General features: G+C 34.3%; 17 protein-coding genes. 7 read left to right on the forward strand and 10 right to left on the reverse strand.

The annotated features are described in order from the left end of the window. Positions 1 to 23: 23 nt before the first annotated feature. On the forward strand, positions 24 to 701 hold the full coding sequence (hsrA, locus tag BKH41_RS01025; protein WP_095296562.1) for a homeostatic response regulator transcription factor HsrA: 678 nt from the start codon (positions 24 to 26) through the stop codon (positions 699 to 701). Between the two features lies 1 nt (position 702). On the opposite strand, the gene BKH41_RS01030 is transcribed toward hsrA, so the two are convergent. Together BKH41_RS01030 and BKH41_RS01035 are read right to left on the reverse strand one after the other, a co-directional pair. After that, positions 703 to 1,713 carry an SAM-dependent methyltransferase gene (locus BKH41_RS01030; protein WP_095296563.1) on the reverse strand — a complete coding sequence of 337 codons (1,011 nt, stop codon included), beginning with the start codon at positions 1,711 to 1,713 and terminating at the stop codon, positions 703 to 705. Next, entirely contained in the window at positions 1,710 to 2,915 is a 1,206-nt protein-coding gene (locus BKH41_RS01035) for an aspartate aminotransferase family protein (RefSeq protein ID WP_257875356.1), read from the reverse strand. Before BKH41_RS01035 ends, BKH41_RS01030 begins: the two co-directional genes overlap by 4 nt. Positions 2,916 to 3,061: 146 nt before the next feature. Between BKH41_RS01035 and BKH41_RS01040 the strand changes: the two genes are divergently transcribed. The 5 genes from BKH41_RS01040 (at position 3,062) to motB (ending at position 6,504) form a co-directional block, all read left to right on the forward strand. Continuing rightward, entirely contained in the window at positions 3,062 to 3,679 is a 618-nt protein-coding gene (locus tag BKH41_RS01040; protein WP_095296564.1) for an MBL fold metallo-hydrolase, read from the forward strand. A gap of 10 nt (positions 3,680 to 3,689) precedes the next feature. Continuing rightward, on the forward strand, positions 3,690 to 4,469 hold the full coding sequence (locus tag BKH41_RS01045; protein ID WP_095296565.1) for a HesA/MoeB/ThiF family protein: 780 nt from the start codon (positions 3,690 to 3,692) through the stop codon (positions 4,467 to 4,469). Continuing rightward, positions 4,466 to 4,876, forward strand: coding sequence for a M67 family metallopeptidase (locus BKH41_RS01050; protein WP_180762684.1), 411 nt, complete (start codon positions 4,466 to 4,468; stop codon positions 4,874 to 4,876). Before BKH41_RS01045 ends, BKH41_RS01050 begins: the two co-directional genes overlap by 4 nt. 66 nt (positions 4,877 to 4,942) lie before the next feature. Further along, positions 4,943 to 5,713, forward strand: a complete 771-nt coding sequence (motA, locus tag BKH41_RS01055) for a flagellar motor stator protein MotA (RefSeq protein ID WP_095296567.1) — start codon at positions 4,943 to 4,945, stop codon at positions 5,711 to 5,713. Between the two features lie 8 nt (positions 5,714 to 5,721). Further along, entirely contained in the window at positions 5,722 to 6,504 is a 783-nt protein-coding gene (gene motB / locus BKH41_RS01060) for a flagellar motor protein MotB (protein WP_095296568.1), read from the forward strand. Positions 6,505 to 6,518: 14 nt separating this feature from the next. Here motB and BKH41_RS01065 read toward each other — a convergent pair whose 3' ends face one another. From BKH41_RS01065 to BKH41_RS01090, 6 genes are all read right to left on the reverse strand, one after another. Continuing rightward, positions 6,519 to 7,226, reverse strand: coding sequence for an MnmC family methyltransferase (locus BKH41_RS01065; protein WP_180762685.1), 708 nt, complete (start codon positions 7,224 to 7,226; stop codon positions 6,519 to 6,521). A 1-nt stretch (position 7,227) separates the two neighbouring features. Beyond that, positions 7,228 to 8,673, reverse strand: coding sequence for an IMP dehydrogenase (gene guaB / locus BKH41_RS01070; protein WP_095296570.1), 1,446 nt, complete (start codon positions 8,671 to 8,673; stop codon positions 7,228 to 7,230). Between the two features lie 9 nt (positions 8,674 to 8,682). Next, positions 8,683 to 10,041, reverse strand: a complete 1,359-nt coding sequence (gene gatA, locus BKH41_RS01075) for an Asp-tRNA(Asn)/Glu-tRNA(Gln) amidotransferase subunit GatA (protein WP_095296571.1) — start codon at positions 10,039 to 10,041, stop codon at positions 8,683 to 8,685. A gap of 73 nt (positions 10,042 to 10,114) precedes the next feature. Next, positions 10,115 to 10,708: a dephospho-CoA kinase gene (coaE, locus tag BKH41_RS01080; protein ID WP_095296572.1), complete on the reverse strand. Its 594-nt coding sequence runs from the start codon at positions 10,706 to 10,708 to the stop codon at positions 10,115 to 10,117. A 1-nt stretch (position 10,709) separates the two neighbouring features. Next, on the reverse strand, positions 10,710 to 11,504 hold the full coding sequence (locus BKH41_RS01085) for a spermidine synthase (protein WP_095296573.1): 795 nt from the start codon (positions 11,502 to 11,504) through the stop codon (positions 10,710 to 10,712). A gap of 78 nt (positions 11,505 to 11,582) precedes the next feature. Beyond that, entirely contained in the window at positions 11,583 to 14,159 is a 2,577-nt protein-coding gene (locus BKH41_RS01090; protein WP_095296574.1) for a DNA translocase FtsK, read from the reverse strand. A gap of 55 nt (positions 14,160 to 14,214) precedes the next feature. On the opposite strand from BKH41_RS01090, the gene BKH41_RS01095 reads away from it, so the two are divergent. Beyond that, a complete protein-coding gene (locus BKH41_RS01095; RefSeq protein WP_095296575.1) occupies positions 14,215 to 15,678 on the forward strand; it encodes a hypothetical protein in 1,464 nt (487 codons plus the stop codon). On the opposite strand, the gene BKH41_RS01100 is transcribed toward BKH41_RS01095, so the two are convergent. Further along, positions 15,675 to 17,978, reverse strand: a complete 2,304-nt coding sequence (locus BKH41_RS01100) for a PD-(D/E)XK nuclease family protein (protein ID WP_095296576.1) — start codon at positions 17,976 to 17,978, stop codon at positions 15,675 to 15,677. The genes BKH41_RS01095 and BKH41_RS01100 overlap by 4 nt on opposite strands. 26 nt (positions 17,979 to 18,004) lie before the next feature. Next, entirely contained in the window at positions 18,005 to 19,957 is a 1,953-nt protein-coding gene (gene tkt / locus BKH41_RS01105) for a transketolase (RefSeq protein WP_095296577.1), read from the reverse strand. Between the last annotated feature and the right edge of the window lie 399 nt (positions 19,958 to 20,356).

Genomic DNA, 20,356 nt, shown 5'->3' on the forward strand with positions numbered 1-20,356 from the left:
ATCTTTAGCTTAAGGATTAATGGATGCGTATTTTAATAATAGAAGATGAGTCTCCGCTAGGCAAGACTGTCAGCGATTTTTTAAACCAACATAGTTATCAAACTGATATTGCCGAAAATCTCAAAGACGGTGAATATTTTATAAGCATTAGAAACTACGATCTCATCTTAATCAATTCAAAACTTCCTGATGGCGATGGTATCAGTATCGTCTCTCAAGTAAAATCAAAATACCCCTGCGTCCCTATCATTATGCTTGCTCATAAGCCTAAGCCCGATCAAGAAATTGAAGCATTCAAAACGGGAGTTGATGATTTTATTGCCAAACCCTTTGACTTAAATGTGTTGATTGCAAGAATTGAAGCAAGACTCAGATTCTGGGGTTCAAGTATCATTGAAATTGAAGATTTAGTCATCAATCCTGATGAAGAGAAGATTACATATAAAGGCAAAGAAATCGAAGTCAAAGGTAAGCCATTTGAAGTTCTCACTCATCTGGCTAGACACAGGGATCAAATTGTATCCAAAGAACAATTACTTGATGCAATTTGGGAAGAACCCGAACTTGTAACTCCAAATGTTATTGAAGTAGCCATCAATCAAATCAGACAAAAAATGGACAAACCTCTCAATATTTCCACTGTGGAAACTGTTCGTCGAAGAGGCTATCGTTTTTGCTATCCAAAACAAGCCGAAGAGTAATTTAGAAATTTACCCCATTCCCAAATTCTATGGCTTGAAATCTCTCTCCAAGTCCGCCTGGACTAATTAAAGGCTTGATTTTTGAAATTTCTCTTAAATAGTTTTGATAACTTGTATTTTGAGAAAATTTTTCCAATAAATCACCTAATCCCAAATCTAATAATGCCTTTGCCTGCGATTCAAATAATAGTTTTTTAGCACCAAAAGATTCAAAAAAATAACAAATCAAAGAAAAATCAACATCATAAGTTATATCAGAATTTTGATAAAAATTTTCTAATTTTTTTTCAATGTCTAAAAAATGATAAACCTGATGATTCTGATAAACTCTTAAATTAATATCGTTCCTAGCCCCCCATTGTCCATAATCAAAAGTTAAAAATCTCCAAATTTTAACGTGCTTTAGTTTTTCAGTAAGTTTGAAAATAAAATTTTCCAAATCAACAGGTATTTGTCCCTGAAATACCCCACATTTATCTGCCAAAGAAAGTATTTCATCAGAGGGCTTTTTCCAAAATATACGATGGTTATCTGCATAAGCCATCTTGCCATTATCGAAAATTTCACAAGGAAATGCATCAAAAAGTTCGTTGCAATAGAGAAATGCACAATCAGAGATATCAAGATTTAAATCTTGTAAATCTTTGTAGATTTTTAATTTTAAGCCTGTGTGCATTAAAAAATTATTTTCTTGAATCAAGGCCAATCCAGGCAATGGCTCAATGCTGATAAATTCACAATCTTGGATCGCACCCACTGAAAGAGCAGATAAAAATTGCGCAATATCGCTCAATAAATGACCTTTATCCGCTCCTATTTCAATGATCTTTAAGGGCAATGTCAGCTTTTTAGTTTCTAAAAGGTCCAGTAAATGATGAGCGATTGTTCCCCCAAAAAATCTACTTGATGAAACTGAAGTGTAAAAATCCCCTTTTTGCCCTATTGAAGCTTTATGGTAATACCCGTCTTTTCCATAAAGCCACTCACGCATATAGGAACTAAAAGGTATCATAATTTACAACAAGCCTTCCTCAATCTTTCAAAACCCTCACTTATCTCATCTTCCTTGATCGTTAAAGGAGGCAAAAACCTAACTACATTTTTCCCTGACTTTAATACTAAAAGTCCCTCTTCAAAGGCATTTTCAATAATATTTTTTTGAATATTGTCATCTTTTGCAACCAAACCGCACATCAAACCAATCCCAACTTTTTTTTCAAACAAAAAAGAAAAATCACTGATAATTTTTTCTAAATGTTGATTGAATGAATCAATCGTTGCAACAAGTTTGCCTGAATTGTATTCCTTTTCCAAAATTTCAAGTACGCAAAGCCCAGCTCTTGTGGATAAAAAATTCCCTCCAAATGTACTGCCGTGATCACTTGGCACAAATATATTTTTCAAATTCGTCAAAGTTGCCCCAATTGGAATGCCGCCACCCAAACCTTTTGCAGTGCTGATAATATCAGGAGTAATGCCATAAACCTTTGAAGCAAAAATCTCTCCAGTCCTATAAATTCCGCTTTGGACTTCATCAACCATTAAAAGAATATTTTTTTCTTTGAGAAATTTTGCTAATTTTTGAATTTTTTCCTTATCCATAGGAGAAATCCCACCTTCACCTTGAATAAGCTCAAGCAATACCCCACAAGTTTTAGAATCGACAACATTATAAATATCATCAATATCTTTAGCACGCAAAAACCCATCAGGAAATGGCGCAAAGTGCAAATGCATTTTATCTTGACCTGTCGCTTTAAGCGTACTAATAGTTCTTCCATGAAAACTCGACTCCAAAGTTATGATTTTATACCTATCGATTTTTTCATCTTTTTCTCCAAACTTTCTAGCAATCTTAATAGCACATTCATTGGCTTCAGCACCGCTATTACTAAAAAATACCCTCATATCATAACCACAAAGCTCCACCAGTTTTTTTGCTAAAAGGGCTTGAGGTTCGATGAGATAAAGATTAGATAAATGGATCAAATCTTTGGCTTGTTTAGCAATAGCATCGGCCAATTCCTGATTTCCATGACCCACACTACAAACTCCTATGCCGCTTCCAAAATCTATAAACTCCCTAGAGCAAGGCGTATAAAGTCTGGCATTTTGACCATAAGAAAAACGAATTTTTTTGCGCGCATAAGTATGCAACACATATTTTTCATCAAAATCCATCAAATCATCTATTTTGTAATTTTTATCAAACATTGCCTCATCCTTTTGTCCTAAATTTCGCATAACTATCAAAATTTTACTATTTTTACAGCAATATTTATAAAATTCCATTAAAACATTTAGATAGAATTATTAAAATGCTTCGCAAATCAAAATATAAAATTTAAGGAAAGATTCTTATGGAGTTGCTTGTAAAAGCATTTGGTTCTCCACAAACCAATTGTTATATATTAAAAACTACCAAAGGAGAGTTTATCATTGATCCAGGTATCGGAGCAACTCAATGGGTAGTTCAAAATGCAAAAAATCCCTTAGCATTACTAGTAACTCACGGGCATTACGACCATATTTGGAGCTTGGCAGATTTAAAAGGTATTTTCCCAAATGTCCCGTTATATGCTCCAAAAGAAGATGCTTTTATGCTAGATTCAGACTGCTTTAATCTAGGCTTATCCCCCTGCACTCCCGATCATTTGGTTGAAGGACAAAAATCAAGTGTTGCTTTCAAAATTTCTGATTTTGATATAAAATATTGGCATTTTCCTGGTCATACTCCCGGATGTTCGATGATTGAAATCAATGATATGTTTTTCAGCGGCGATTTCATTTTTTATCGCTCTATCGGGAGATATGATTTTCCTTATTCAAATTCTAACGATATGAAAGAATCCTTATTGAGATTTCAAAAATTAGATGCTGCGATAAATAAAACAATTTATCCTGGACACGGAGAAAAAACTTTTTTATTTGATGAACAAGCTAATGCAAGCCTATGGATTCAAAGAATTTATACCTAAAGGAATTATTATGACACTGACCCAAAATCAAAAAGAACGCTATTTGAGGCATATTATGCTTGAAGATGTAGATGAAAAGGGGCAAATCAAATTGCTGAATTCGAGCGTCCTCATCATTGGTGCAGGAGGATTAGGCTCCCCCAATGCAATGTATCTAGCAGCTGCAGGGATAGGGAAAATCGGTATATTAGATTTTGATATTGTAGAAATCAGCAATCTCCAGAGACAAATCATTCATACAACAGAAGAAATTGGCTTTCCAAAAACTCGTTCGGCAAAAATCACTATGAATGCCATCAATCCGGATATAAAAATTGAAACTTATTTTGAAAAATTCACTTCTGCAAATGCCTTAAAAATCATTAATGACTATGATTTTATCATTGATGCTACAGACAATTTTGCCGGTAAATTTTTGATAAATGATGCTTGCGTGCTTGCAAATAAACCCTATTCTCACGCCGGCGTACTTAAATACAGAGGGCAAACAATGACCGTATTGCCTCACCAAAGTGCTTGTTTTGCGTGTGCTTTTGACACTCCTCCACCTGTGGAACTCAATCCAATTTTTAGAGCTGGCTTATTTGGAGTATTGCCTGGATTAATCGGATGTATTCAAGCTGCTGAGGCGATTAAATATCTTTTAGGCATTGGAGATTTACTTACAAATAAACTCTTAAGTGTCGATACAAAAACAATGGATTTTAGAAAAATAGACGTATCTAAAAATCCACAATGTCGAATTTGTGGAGAAAATGGCATCAAAGAACTCAGAGATTACCCACAATGATTAGCCTGACAAAAGAGCTTTATAACGACTTGATTGCCTATGCACAATCAAATTACCCCAATGAATGTTGCGGGTATTTTTTGGGAAAACAAGATAAAATAACACTTCAAAACCAAGTGGAAGAGCTTTTTAAAATCAAAAACATCCATCAAAATCCTCAACATTTTTTTATGCTCTCCCCCCAAGATCAACTAAATGCACTCCAAAGGGCAAAAAAACAAAATCTTGAAATTATAGGGATCTTTCACTCCCATCCTTTTAATAAGGCCTACCCATCAAAAGAAGATCTAAAATACATTTATGATCCCCGACAAAGCTATTGTATTATATCCCTCCAAAATGAGCCGAATATTGCTTCATTTCGGATTACAAAAGAGAAAATCTGTGAGGAAACTATAAAATTTTAAATTTTCCGGCCGATTTTTTAAGTATAATTTTAAAAAATAAATCAAATTCAAAATGATGGAAAGAATATGGATCTCTCAACACTATTAGGTATGTTTTTGGCTCTTGGCGCTATCTCTTTGGGCGACATCCTAGAGGGTGGAAATCCATTGCACATCATCCATTTGAGCTCCGTAATCATCATCGTGCCTACAACACTATTTTCTGCAATGACAGGAACTCACGCTCGTTTTGTAAAAGCGGGATACAAAGAGCTTAAGGTTGTATTTTTAAATTCAAAAGTCAATCTTAATGCAACAATCAGACAACTGATAGAGTTTGCTACTCTTGCAAGAAGAGATGGTGTTTTATCTCTTGAAGCAAAAGCTGCGCAAGTTGAGGACGATTTTACGCGTGAAGCGCTTTCAATGATTATTGATGGAAAAGATGCTAAATCTGTAAAAGAAGATATGGAAGTCCAAATTGAAGAGCTTGAAGAATATTACCACGGGGCTGCACACTATTGGATAATAGCCGGCGAATCAGCCCCTACCTTTGGTCTTGTAGGAGCGGTTATGGGTCTGATGCTTGCACTCCAAAAATTAGATAATCCTGCAGAAATGGCTGCAGGAATTGCAGGGGCTTTTACAGCTACGGTAACGGGAATTATGTGCAGTTATGCAATTTTTGGTCCTTGGGGAAATAAACTCAAAGCAAAATCAAAAGACATTGTCAAAGAAAAAATGGTTGTACTTGAGGGAATCATTGGGATAGCCAATGGAGACAATCCCCGAAGTCTAGAAGCAAAACTTTTAAGTTTTTTAGGTCCTGATGAACCAAAAATTTCGCAATTTGAGTAGAACAATAAATGTCAAAAAAAAATAAAAAAGTCGAATGCCCAGCCGGAGAAAAATGGGCAGTTCCCTATGCTGACTTTCTTTCTTTGCTTTTAGCTCTTTTTATTGCTCTTTATGCAATTTCTGCAACCAACAAAGCTAAAGTTGAAGCTTTAAAAACTGAATTTATCAAAATTTTCAACTCCACTTCCAAGCCTGAAACATTGCAGCCTGTAATCCCTATCCCTCCTAATCCCGGTGAGGAATCTGAAGAAACAGAAGGAAGCAGAATTTATCAATCCCAACAGTCTTCTTCCTCTGTAGCCATCGAAAATATTACCGAACTTAAAAATATGATTGAAGAAGGTGGTATTTTAGAGCAGATTGAACAAGGCGTGGTATTAAAATTACCTGCTAATCTCATTTTTAAACAAGGAAGTGCAGATATTTCTAACAGCGATATGATGATGTATATCAAACGTGTTGCTCAAATCATTAAAAAATTTCCTCCCCAAGTCAATATAGACATCAGAGGATATACAGATAATTCTCCTTTACCAAAAGATTCAGCTTTTAAAAATCATTACGATCTTGCTGCTAGCAGAGCTTTAAGCGTTATGAAAGCATTGATTCAAGATGGGGTTTCTCCTGAACAATTATCTTATTCTTCATATGGAAAATACAAACCTTTAGCACCCAACAATTCTGTTGAGAACAAACTAAAAAACAACCGAGTTGAGATCTTTTTCTCAACCGATCCAAACAATATCCAAGAAATCAAATCGATTTTAGATAAAAACGCTAAACCAAAATAAAATACTATCTCACCCTATTCCCATAATATAAGCTTTTCGCTCTCCAAAATCTTTTCCTTAACAAAAAAAGCACTTTTTCTAGTGTGGCTGCTATTGTATTTATAAACAAAAAAACCCGCATTCTTGGCATTCAAAAGAATTTCGCGATTAACACAATAAGTGGTGATAATGCAATCAATATGAGTAACTCTAAAAAGTTCTAAAAAATACTCCAAACTCCACAGATCGAAATTGACCTTAGGACTAAACGCATCTTGATAGACAATATCAATATCTCCATTGCTAAATTGACTCAAATAATAATGGGCATCTCCAAAAAATAGTTCTAAACTTATGTCAGGGGTAATCAAAATTTTATTTTTTAATTGCAAAGTTTCAATGATTTTTGGAATATTAATTTTAGATAGTTCTTCAGGATACTGCAAAGCCAAAATTTTTTCAAATACTCCCCTGTCTTTCTCGGGAGAGAAAATTTCAATCTTTCCTTTATAGCCCATTTTTAAATACTGCATCATAGTGGCAAATGAATTATAACCTAGTCCAAAACAAATATCTAAAATCTTTAACGATGGTTTTTGAAGCGATTTTGCAAATAAAATAGGAGGTAAAATATGTTTATGTAGGGTTTCAGTATAAGCTCCATCTTTCAGACTATGATAACACTCTCCATATTCTTGATTAAAAATGGTCGAGCTACCATCGCGACTTTTTAAAATCTGCATTTTATCCGTGATAATTTGGGGCTTCTTTAGTAATATCAACATCGTGAACGTGAGATTCCCTAAGACCTGCAGAAGTAATCTCGATAAACTCGGCATTTTCCCATAAATGCGGAATATTTTTACTGCCTAAATACCCCATTGAAGAACGCAGGCCCCCAACAAGTTGATGGATCACATCTGAAATTTTACCGCGATAAGGTACTCTCCCTTCAATCCCCTCTGGAACAAGTTTTTCTTGAGCTGTTCCTTCTTGAAAATATCTATCCGAACTTCCCTTTGTCATCGCTCCAATGCTTCCCATACCACGATAACTTTTATACTGTCTTCCTTGATAAATCATCAAATCCCCCGGAGACTCTTCTGTCCCCGCCAACAAACTCCCAACCATTACCGAAGATGCCCCTACTGCAAGGGCTTTAGCAACATCTCCAGAATATTTTATACCTCCATCAGCAATAATTGGAACACCGTGCTTGATCGCAACATTGGAACAACCATCAATAGCCGACACTTGAGGCATTCCAACTCCTGCAACAATTCTTGTCGTACAAATACTTCCTGGACCAATTCCGACTTTAACTCCATCTGCTCCTGCGCTGATAAGATCTTGAGTGGCTTTTGGCGTTACTACATTACCTACAATGATATCAACTGAAAACTTATTCTTGACATTTTCCAAAGTTCGGATTACATTAATAGAATGCCCATGTGCACTATCAAGAACAAGCACATCTACACCTGCTTGAATCAAAGCTTCTGCCCTATCAAGTTGCCCTACTCCAATAGCTGCACCAACTCTAAGTCTTCCAAATTCATCTTTATTGGCATTAGGATACTCAATGCGTTTTTGAATATCTTTAATGGTAATCAGACCTTTTAAAATATTTTTATCATTCACAATCGGAAGTTTTTCGATTCTGTGTCTGTGCATAATTTCGCGAGCTTCTTCGAGACTAATCCCAACTGAAGCTGTTATTAAAGGAGCCTTTGTCATTACATCGCCGACTTTCTTGCTCAAATCTGTTTCAAAACGCACATCCCTATTTGTCAAAATACCTATTAGCAATCCATTCTCATCTACAACCGGCACACCTGAAATTTTGTAATTATCAGTAATTACTTTCGCATCTGCCAAACTACGATTTGCTTGAATATAAATGGGATCAGTGATGACCCCACTCTCACTTTTTTTAACTTTTTTAATTTCTGCAACCTGAGAGGCAATATCCATATTTTTATGGATAATTCCGATTCCCCCCAATCGAGCCATTGCTATTGCTGTCCTGTATTCGGTTACTGTATCCATAGCCGCACTGACAAAAGGAATATTTAATCCTATATTTTTAGTGAGTTTAGAAACCGTTGAAACTTCCTTTGGCAATACTTCTGAATACCCCGGAACCAACAAAATGTCTTCAAATGTCAAAGCTTTTTGTATTAATTTCATTCTTCTCTCCTAATCAAATTTTATTTCCAAAATCTGCTCCAACCCATAAGCAGCGTCCAAAATACTCTGCTCATCAAAACTTTCCCCGATTAATTGCATTGCTATGGGCAAACCTTCTTTTGATTTTGCCACAGGCAAAGAAATTGAAGGCAATCCTGCAAGATTGACCCCGATAGTATAAATATCACTTAAATACATTTCCAATGGAGAATTCATACTTCCAAATTTCGGAGCAATACTTGGAGCAACAGGAGAGAGAATCATATCTGTATCGCGAAACACTTCTTCGTATTGTTTTTTGATCAATTGTCTTATCTTTTGAGCTTTTAGATAATAAGCGTCATAATAGCCACTACTTAAAACAAAATTTCCCAGCATAATGCGTCTTTTTACCTCTTCTCCAAAACCTTCGCTCCTTGTTTTGATGTATAAATCTTTTAAATTCTCTGGCATTTTTGCGCGATTACCATATCTTACGCCATCAAATCTTGCAAGATTCGAACTCGCTTCAGCAGTGCAAATAACATAATAAGCAGAAATATGATAATGAGTGTCTAACATCGTTTTAGGAACAATCTGATGGCCCATAGATTCCATCGTTTTAATGATTCCCTGATATGCCTTTTGGATCTCAGGATCTGCATCTTTAAGATAGTCCTCTAAAATTGCTATCTTAAATCGTCTATCCCCATCCAACTTTGAAAATGTCTGAGCAGGAGGTATTTGAGCACTTGTAGAGTCCTTTTTGTCACAACCACTGATCGCATCAAATAATATTGCACAATCTTCTACATTTTGTGTGATTGGACCAATCTGATCAAGACTAGAACTATAAGCAACAAGCCCATACCTGCTTACTCTGCCATAAGTCGGCTTGAGCCCTACACAACCGCAAAATCCTGCAGGTTGTCTGATAGATCCACCAGTATCACTCCCCAATGCAGCTATAGCTAGACCTCCAGCAACTGCTGCTGCACTCCCACCAGAACTTCCGCCTGGAACTCTTGAAATATCGCGTGGATTTTTCGTCCTCCCATAGCAACTTGATTCAGTCGTACTCCCCATAGCAAATTCATCCATATTTGCACGTCCAAATCCACACATTCCATTTTGATGTAATTTTTCTATCACGCTGGCATTATAAGGAGAGATATATCCCTTTAAAATTTTACTTGCACAAGTAATCTCCCAATCTTTAACATTTATATTGTCTTTAATCAAAATCGGAACACCATTTTCAATGCTCTCTAGAGGTTGATCGATGTAAGCATTGAGTTCTATATTTTTCTTTACTTCTTCTCTAATTTGAGATTTAATTTCTTTGAGTTCTTCTTGAGGAAGCGAAAGAGCTTTTTTCAGGGTTATCATTAATTATCCTTCAACAAAATGGAATCGATTCTTTTTTAGGAAATTATAAAACTTTATTGCTTATAAAAAAATGCTAAGAGAGACGATGGAGAAAATTTTCAACTTCTTTTTGCAATGCTTTTAAATCTTTGGTATTGTCAATCACATCATCGCTTTGAAGCTTTTTATGCTCAATATCTATTTGGGCTTGAATTCTTTTAAGAGCTTCTTCTCTGCTTAAAAAATCTCGATCCATAACCCTTGTGATTTGTATCTCCAAAGGAGCATAAACAAGCAATACCTTATTGACTTCATAAGTTTTCCTACCTCCTACCTCAAAAAATAAAGGGATATCCAAAAAATATAATTTATGATGAGTTTCAAGCTCTTTTGCATATTTAAGCACTTTCTCACGAATTTGGGGATGCAATAAATCTTCTAGAAGTTTGCGAGCTTTTTGATCGGAAAAAATTATTTTTCCTAATTTCTTTCTATCTATCTTGCCATATTCATTCAAAATCTTTTTAGAAAAAATATTTTGAATGGCTTCCTGATTCTCTTCCAATATCTGATGTGCTATTTTATCAGTATCAACGACACTATAGCCATATAGAGAAAAAAGGCTTGCAACCGTGCTTTTACCCGATCCTATTCCACCTGTGAGTGCGATAGCATATTTTAAGCCCATATCAATTTTTCAAAATGCCTTTGAGTTTATGCATCAAAGTATTGGACAAAGCAAAAGCACTTTGATGGATATCGGCATTATAATATTTAAGATTTTCAAGCATATCAACTTTTTGCAACAACATATCTGCCAAAGGATGATATTTTTTTGAAGCAAAAACAAAGCCTCTATCCGTTAGAACAGACAAAGGAGCAAAAAATGGCATTACAATATCAAAAAACTGCCCTGCCTCTAAAATACTTTCTTTAAATCCATCAAACTCAAGCAAAGGATGCTTGGTAAAAAAAATCAATATTCCCTCTTTAGAAAGTATTCTTTGTATCCCATCAATTTCATGTTTATCAGGCTGATGCAAACAAATAACCAAATCATATTTTTTCACATCTAGATCAATTGCCCTTGAGAATCTTTTAAATCGGGGATTTACACCCAATGAAGAAAAATTCGGTAAAAAACTAATCAAGGAATCTAAAATCTTTTCATCACTTTGAACAAAATCAACATACAATTCCTGATGTTTTAAAAGTTCAAAAGCAATTTCTAAGTTAAATCCCCCCAATATTAGCGCATTTTTTGGATTGGGATGAGAACACGCCGGCAAATGAGCATAAAGTTCGCTCTCAATATAAAGATATTTTCTTAACATAATGTAATATTCATCAATAATAGCTATTTGATCAAAATCAATACTTTTAAAAATTTCTAGTATATGTTCAGAACTTCTAGCATCAAGTATTTTAGTGTCAATGGTATATTCTTGACGAAAATTTGGGCTTATCTGTCGTGTAATCCACATAGTTATCCTTAATCTTAAAATTTTATTGTATAGAAATATTTAAAATATACATTAAAAATATATAAAATAAATAAAGTTTTATCTGCCTATGATTTCCCTTACTCCTTTTGTATTGGGTTCAGAAAGAAAGCCTTGATTTTGCAATTCTTCAATAATTGAAGCAGCTTTGTTATAACCAACCCCAAGCCTTCTTTGCAAATAACTGATAGAGGTTTTTTTATCTTGCAAAATAATGCGTTTTGCTTCATCGATAATTTCTCCGCCCTCAGAAGGTGAAGCAGGCAGAGGAACTTCAGCTTCATCAAGCAAAAAATCCTTGTCATATACAACTTCTCTTTGGGATTTAATAAATTCTACAATTTCCTCTATCTCTTCCTCAGAAGCCCACGGAGCGTGTAATCTTACCACCCCTCCTATTCCTGGAGGAGTAAAAAGCATATCCCCTCTTCCAAGCAAACTTTGCGCACCTTCGACATCCAAAACAACCCTTGAGTCTATCTTAGAACCAACTTTAAAACTAATTCTTGAGGGAAGATTGGTTTTAATCAAACCAGTCACAACATCTACGCTTGGACGTTGTGTAGCTACAATCAAATGCAAACCTGCTGCCCTTCCCATTTGGGCAATTCTGGCTATAGGAAATTCAGCTTCTTTTCCTCCTGTCATCATTAAATCAGCTAACTCATCAATAATAATCACTAAAAATGGAAAAACTTCAAGCCCCTCAAGCTTAGCTTTTGGATTGTATTTATCGATATTTTTCGTTTTGCATTCACTCATAATCTTATAACGCCTCTCCATTTCTTTAACCGCACTCGCTAAGGCTGAAATTGCCTTTTTTGGACTGGTAATGATAGGAGTGAGAAGATGAGGAATATCTGCATACATACTAAATTCCACCATCTTAGGATCAATCATAATAAGCTTAAGGTTATCTGGAGAATTCCTAAAAAGCAAAGACAAAATCATCGCATTCACACCCACACTTTTCCCACTTCCTGTCGTTCCTGCAATTAATAGATGAGGTAATTTTTTAAGATCGGTAATAAAAGAATTCCCAACAATATCTTTTCCAAGTGCCAAAGTTAATGGGGAAGTGGAATTTTTAAACAGATCGCTTTCTAAAATTTCGCGAAGATAAATTGTCTCTGTTTTGGCATTGGGAATTTCAATGCCCACCACATCTTTTCCTGGTATGGGGGCTTGAATGCGAATCGATTGGGCGCACAATGCCATAGCCAAATCATCTCCCAAAGTCAAAATTCTACTTACTTTTACATTGGGTGCAGGACGAAATTCAAAAGTCGTTACAATCGGTCCTGAATAAGTTCTGGCAATGTCTCCATCTATTTTAAACATTTTTAGCTTAGAGAGAAGATCTTGAATTTTCTTATCGATCTCATTCTCATCTATATGCAAAGATTGGGCTTTGGGCATTTGAAGTAATTGTGTGCTTGGAAGTCGGTAATCTTTTGGTTTTTCCACCTCTCCAAAATCAAGCTCTTCAAGAAGTTGCTTATTCTCTGCCAATTCTTTTACGATTAAAGGTTTTTGTTTGGGCAAAACTGACTGGAATGTTTTTTCAGAAACCAGAATCTCCAATTTCTCATTCTCTGTAGAAAAATTTAAATTTTCTTCTTGTTCTTTTTGATCAGAAAAATTATCATCTTGTTGCATATTATCAAGCATTGATTCTAGGAGAATAGTTTCAGATTCTTTTTCATCAATACTTGTTTTTATATCAGATATATTTTCTTTTAGGGGTTTTTTTAGATGAGAAAGAATCTGATTTTCATCAGATTGCAAAACGAAGTCTTTGGAAATGTTGTCTAGAATAGCTTCAGGCTTTAAATTCGAAGTCGAATCATTAAAATGGTTGGCACGCAACTCCTCAAAAAATTTCTTATTACGATTCAAAACCCTTTCCACATTGACTTCCCTAACCTCTCCTTTTTCATTTTCTCCCACAAGCCTCACCATACTTGCATATTTCTTTTCCTCATTGTCTTTATCAGATACTACGTTATAGCTAATTTTGATCTTATTTTCATTAAAAATGATTTGTGTATCTTTGTTTTCAGGATTCTTTGGCAAATCTTCCCGAATAATCGGCTTGAAAGGTTCTGTAATCTGATCTTTCAGAAAAAATCTTTTTATATTTGAGAAAGATGAAGAATCTTTGAATAAATTTTTAACATAAGAAAACAATTTCACACGATATTTTTTAAAATTACCCAATAAATAAATAAAGTTTTTTGGAAAAAAAATCATATAAGACAAAAAAAACATAATAAAAATTAACACACAAATTCCAAAAAGACCGATAAAAGGATACAAAAAATCTAAAATCGCTTTCCCAATTACTCCTTTTTTCAAAATTACAGCCTGTAAAATCAATAGAGTTACAAATCCCAAAACACCTGCCAAAATCAACTCAATCCGTCTCTGATCAAAATCAATATTTTTGTACAAAAGATAAGCAGGATAAATCAAGAACAATAAGTAAAAATAAGCTGTATAGCCAAAAAATTCTATATTTGCATTTGCAAAAATAACTCCAAAATTACCTACAAGACCACTATCTCCGAATATTGTAGCGATAGATAAAAAGATGAGTATTGCAGAAAAAATTACAAATAGGTATAATTTTTTAATAGCTTGTCCTTATATAGATTTTAATTCAAATTATAGCATAGTATAGGATTTTAAAATGCATGGAAAAATTCTAAGGTATTCGATTTCTACGGGTTCTGGGGTCGTAACCAACGCATCAAAAAAAATTTTTGAACTCCGCAAAGAAAGTTGGCACGATACAAGATTTTTACCTGTTGTAGGGATGTTTGTAGAATTCAGATGCGATACAAACGGATATTCCATCACCGATGCAAAAGCTTCTTACTATCAAGAATTTCCACTCAATGGCATTATTAAAGAAAATGATTTTTGGAAAACCAATACCGATGAAGAACTCAAGCAAAAAGAGCAGGATACTCGAAACCAAATGGTTCAAAAAATATTCAAAGAAACCAATTACTTTGCTCTAAAAACAATTGAAACCACTTCCTCAATTCAGGATTGCTTAAAAGAATACTTTGCCCAAGAATTTAATGCAATTAAGTTCATTTTGGATGAAAACGACTCTAGCGGAACTTCAAAAATTAATTATTTACTCACTAAACGCTTTTTACTTAAAGCTATGGATTATTTGGTTTTTACCGATAGAAATATCACAATGGACACTTTTGCAAATGATCTGCAAAGACTCAATCAGCTTGAATATTCCTATAAAAATTTCACAAAAAATATCAATCTCAATATTGAAAAAATCTATGAAGATTGTTTTTTAGAAAGCCAATATAACTATCGGGGTACCATCAAGGCCATTCTTGGTACTAAAGAAAAAATCCTCCAACTCAACAATAAAATAAAAAATAGTATTTATGAAATCAAACAAATCAAAGCTAAACTCGAAAATAAAAAAAATGATGAAAAATCTTTAAATATAAAACTTGAAAATATCAGATTCATCATTGCAAAATCAGAAGAAGAAATTAAAATTCTAAATAAAACCCTTGAAAATCTCACTGCACTTACAGATGGATTCAAAAACCAACATCTCAAGATATTTGAAGTTGTTTTCAAAAAGTTTTATGAAATTCTTGTAAATAAGACAAAAGAAGCTATGGATATTTGTGCTACAAGTCTTGATGACAAAATCTGGAAACTCGGGATGAGTTCCACAGCTATAAAAAATATGTTTTTTAAACACGATATTAACGATTCTTACTGCACGATGACTTTTTTGGGGCAATATTTACGCCGACTTGACAAAAATAAACTGAGTGAGAATGAAAGAGTGGTCTATAACTATTATTTTAAATACAAGCAGTCCCATGAAAAAAAATTTCTGATCTTCACGACTAATCAAAAACTTGAAATGTCCCTAAAAATTCAAATTATGTCAATCTCAAAAAATTACAGTGTTGTCATTGTTAAAAAAGATGGAGAGTTCTATTCCAACATCAATCGTCAAAAATTTGAACTCGGTTACATTGATCCTTATATAGATATTGATACCAAACAGCTTATCGAAGAAGCAAGAAATTCAAAATACAATCACGACACAAAATTTAGCATCGTAACCAAAGAACAAATCGCTGCGATTAAAGACTAAATATCAATCCCGCAAATATCTACAAAACAACAATATTTGCAATTCTTTTTTTCTTGGGTCATTTCAAAATCAATTTCATCATCAAAAATTTTTAATTTTCTTTCCAAAATCTTCGCTTTCTGCTCCAATACTTCCTCTTTTCTAAACTCACCCTTTTTAAGATCGTAAAAATACCCCTCAATCTCTCCATCATATCCTAACGCTTTTGCCCCATATAAATAAACAGGCAGTTGAAAATCACAACTTTCTTCTAGGTCTTCTTCCGTATCAACTTTAAGTTCAGATTTAAATTTATAATCAATCAAAAAAATCTTATTTGAAAAAGTATCGATTCTATCAATACGACCACTGAAAACAAACTTCCCTATCTTAGTTTCAAAATCTTTCTCACAACCCAAAACTGCAATGCCGGTTTCTACACGCTCGATTTCGTTTTTCCAAAATGCATCAAGCTCTTTAATAGCAAGTTGCAATTTTATTCGATCCATCGCAGAAATGCCTGCCATACATTCTATTTGATCTGTAACTTCTTGTTTGATGAGCTCTATTTGAGGAATTTTACCCTCAAATTTTGTATAGCTTTGTTTGAGTAAATTATGGATTATCTCTCCGATATTCGCGTTTGTATTCTCAGGTGATTGAAGCTTTTTTAAATAGGCGTAATAAAATTTCCGCTTACAGGATAAAAATGTATTGATTTTTGTAGCAGAAAATTTAAAGTCTTGCGGGAGACAATCTACAAATTTCTCTTGTTTATGGATTTTTTCTTGATTAAATGGAAAAATCCTGTATTTTTCATCGCCATTGCAAATCTTCCCCGCTAAATCTAACTCATCAATCATTTTGGAATAAGAGAGGTTCTCTGTATCTACAAAAGCAATATCTACCTTTTGTGTATTGTTTAAAATCTGCAGATAATAATGCTTTTGCAAATCCTGCCTATCCTTTAATGTAGGGATTTGAAGAGATTTTCTGATTTTGGTGTTTAAAAACATATCACTATCTTTGAGACTAGGAACGAAATCATCATTAAAATCCACAATAACTACCCTCTCAAAGCTTAGTCCCCTTGACTCCAAAACCCCCATTACTCTAACCTTTCCTCCATTTACATCATCAATTCTAAAATCACTCAAGTCCAAAAGATACAATTCCAAAATCTCTTCAGGTAAAAATTTATCAAGACTTTGAGTAATTTTTTCATAAGACATCAAAATTTCAGAACGAAATCTTTCTAAAATCTCTCGTTCGGAAGCATTTTTAAGCAATATTTCACTTTCTTGACGTAGCCATTCCAAAGGGTGCAAATCACTGCTAAAATGATTTTCTTTGCAAAACTTAAGCTTCTCCTTAAGGTTTTGAACATAAGCAAGGTTTTGAATCTCTTTCCCCATTGCAAAGTTAAGATTATGGTATTTGTCTAAAAGCTTGAGGTATTTTGAAAAAGCTTCATCAGGCGTGATAATTGCGATTTTTTGAGGATCAATTCCCTCTTCTAACCATTCATTAACGCGTTCAAAAACCAAAGCACACTGATTAATTCTAGAACTAAAACCAAAAATCTCAACATTCAAAACAGTATTCAAAGGGACTTGCGAGAGGATTTCAGAGGTTTTCCAATCGATTTTATAATCAAAACCTTCTTCCAAAGAAACTTTCAAAAAATCAAAATGTTCTTTATTATACATATCGCATTCAATATGCACAAATACAGGCAGTAATTTAGCGATTTTATGCAAAATATTTCGCTCTTGAGTACTCAAAAATCCGTCCAAATAAAACTCTATGCAAGAAAATTTATCAAAAAAATCTTCTAAAATCTCATAATCCTGTTCAAACGGAATATCAAAAAATCCAAATGCAGTAAGTTTTTCTTGATATTTTCGATAAATCTCAAAAAGAATTTCCAAATGTTCTTCATAATCCCCATAAGTATCTTTCAAGGGAATCTCTTTAAAATCTACCAAAAACTTACGCAACTCATCAAAAAAATTAAATAAAAACGAACTACTTTCCAAATATCCTAAAAAACTTTTTTCAAATACAAGCTTACGCTCAAAATCCTGTCCAGAATGGAGCATTTCAGAAATAATGCATAGTAAAAAAACTTTGCGAATATTTTTTGGAATTTCTTTTAACCCTTGCACAAAAACAACACTTTTAAAAAATTCACTTGCACTCATTGCATAAGGCAAAAATCCATCCCCGCGAGCCAAATAAAACGCATTGATTTTTCGCCTAGTTGCAAACACATATAAAGGTGTCTTTTGGGTAAAAAAATTTAAAACATCATTTTGCATTTCTATCTCCTGAAAATCTTTAAAACTCAAGCTTCAATCAAAATTTTGGCTCTTTTGACAATATTTTCAGGTTCAAAACCATAATATTTAAAAAGCACAGATCCATTTCCTGAACTTCCAAAATCCTCCATACAAACTACATCATCGGCAAATCGATACCATTCAATCCCCCTTGCAGCTTCTATAGCAAGCACTTTGCCATCTTTAAACAAAGATTTTAAATACGCCGACTCCTGTCTGATGAGCAAATCAAAACACGGCACGCTAATAACTTTTGTGCCAATTCCCTCAAGTTCTAGAATTTGGGCGCTCTGCAATGCCAAAGTTACTTCACTTCCACTTGCAACAAGCGTAATTTCAGTTTTTAAGCCCGCTTTAGTATCTTTGAGCAAATAGCCTCCTTTATTGACATCTTCGACACAAGCGGATTTTAAAATGGGAAGATTTTGACGCGATAACACAAACATAGATGGAGATTGGATATTTAAGGCCACTTTCCAGCAAGCAATATTTTCATTGGCATCTGCAGGTCTGAACACACAAAGATTTGGCATCGCTCTAAAGTGACTCAGCTGTTCAATGGGCTGATGAGTAGCTCCATCTTCTCCTACACCTATGCTGTCGTGAGTAAAAATATAAAATACTTTTGCTTTCATAATCGCACTTACCCGAATGCTCCCGCTCATATAATCGCTGAAAACAAAAAAAGTGGCACAAAACGGCAAAAATAAACCATAGTTGGCAATTCCGTTGCTAATGGCCCCCATAGAATGCTCTCTGATTCCAAAATGCAAATTTTTCCCGTTAGGAAAATCACCTTCGCCTTCTAAATGTGTATTGTTTGAAGGGGCTAAATCTGCACTCCCACCGATAAATTCAGCAAAGCTCTTAGAAATGGCATTTAAAATCTTCCCATTACTTACCCGAGTAGCCATCATTTCCCCCTCTTTAAAAACAGGATAAGAAATGCTGTTAAAATTAGGGTTTTGCATATTAAAAATCTTTCCTTTAATTTCAGGTCTTTGATCGAGCTTATCCTGCCAAAGCTTCTCAAAAAGCTCGCCACTTTCTTTGATGTTTTTGAATCTCAAAGCAACATCTTCAGGGATAAAAAAGCTTTGATTTTCATCGAAGCCCAGCGCCTTTTTAGAGTCTGCAATAATACTTGCACCCAAGGGTGCTCCGTGGCTTTTATGGCTTCCCTCAAGCCCGATTGCACGCTTACCTATGGTTGTTTTAGCGATGATAAGAGTGGGCATAGATGAAATATTTGCTTCAGAAAGAGCATTGTTTATAGATATAAAATCGTGCCCATCACATTTCAAAACACGCCAATGTTGCGCTTCAAACCTTGAAGTGATGTCTTCACTCATCGATAAAGACGTATCCCCTTCAATAGTAATGGCATTGCTATCATAAATCACGATCAAATTATTCAAACTATGATGTCCGGCTAAAGAAGCGCTTTCATAGCTAATCCCTTCCTGCAAATCTCCATCCCCACATAGACAATAGACTTTATGATCAATAACCTCTGTACTCAAAATATTTTGAGCATATTTAGCTGCCATCGCAAATCCCACCGCATTCCCCAAGCCTTGACCCAATGGACCAGTTGTAATCTCTACGCCATCTGTATGTCCAAATTCAGGATGACCGGGGGTTTTTGAACCCAATTTTCTGAAGTTTTTCAAATCATCTAAACTCACATCAAAACCCCATAAATGTAGCAAAGCATAAACTAAGGCACTCGCATGCCCACCACTAAATACCAAACGATCCCGATTGAGCCATTTAGGATTTGCAGGATTAATATGCAAATAAAACCCCAGTATAACAGCAATATCAGCCAACCCCATAGGGGCACCTGGATGCCCACTATTGGCACTTTGAACCATATCTGCACAAAGAAATCGGAGCGTATTGGCCATTTTTTCAAGCATAGGAAAATCATTCGGTTGTATTTGTATGGAGCGCATAAATCACCTTTTGAAAATTAAAGTTTAACATTGTAATTTTGCCTTGTCAATTTTTAGCAACACATTAAATTCTATATTTTTTAAAAATTATTCACAATTTATAAAATCTTTCGCATTTTTTCAAAATAAAAATTTTGGAGTCAATGATGAAAATAAAATTTTTAATTAAGAATTAATTATCTCACATAAAACAATTCGACTCATTGTCTTTGCCTGAAGAATCGATATTGTTTTGTTTTGTCCAAGATATCAATAAAAACAGCCGATCAAAAACCTTGAAACGAATGAAATTATAGTATTCTTTATTTTAAGAGAAATATCTAAACTTACACCCTCATTTGAGCTATGATTTTAGAATTTATCCATAACAACGCGCTTCCTATCAAAGCAGACTTTGCA

This window comes from Helicobacter sp. 12S02232-10 (genome assembly GCF_002272895.1).
In the GTDB taxonomy this organism is placed as follows: Bacteria; Campylobacterota; Campylobacteria; order Campylobacterales; family Helicobacteraceae; genus Helicobacter_J.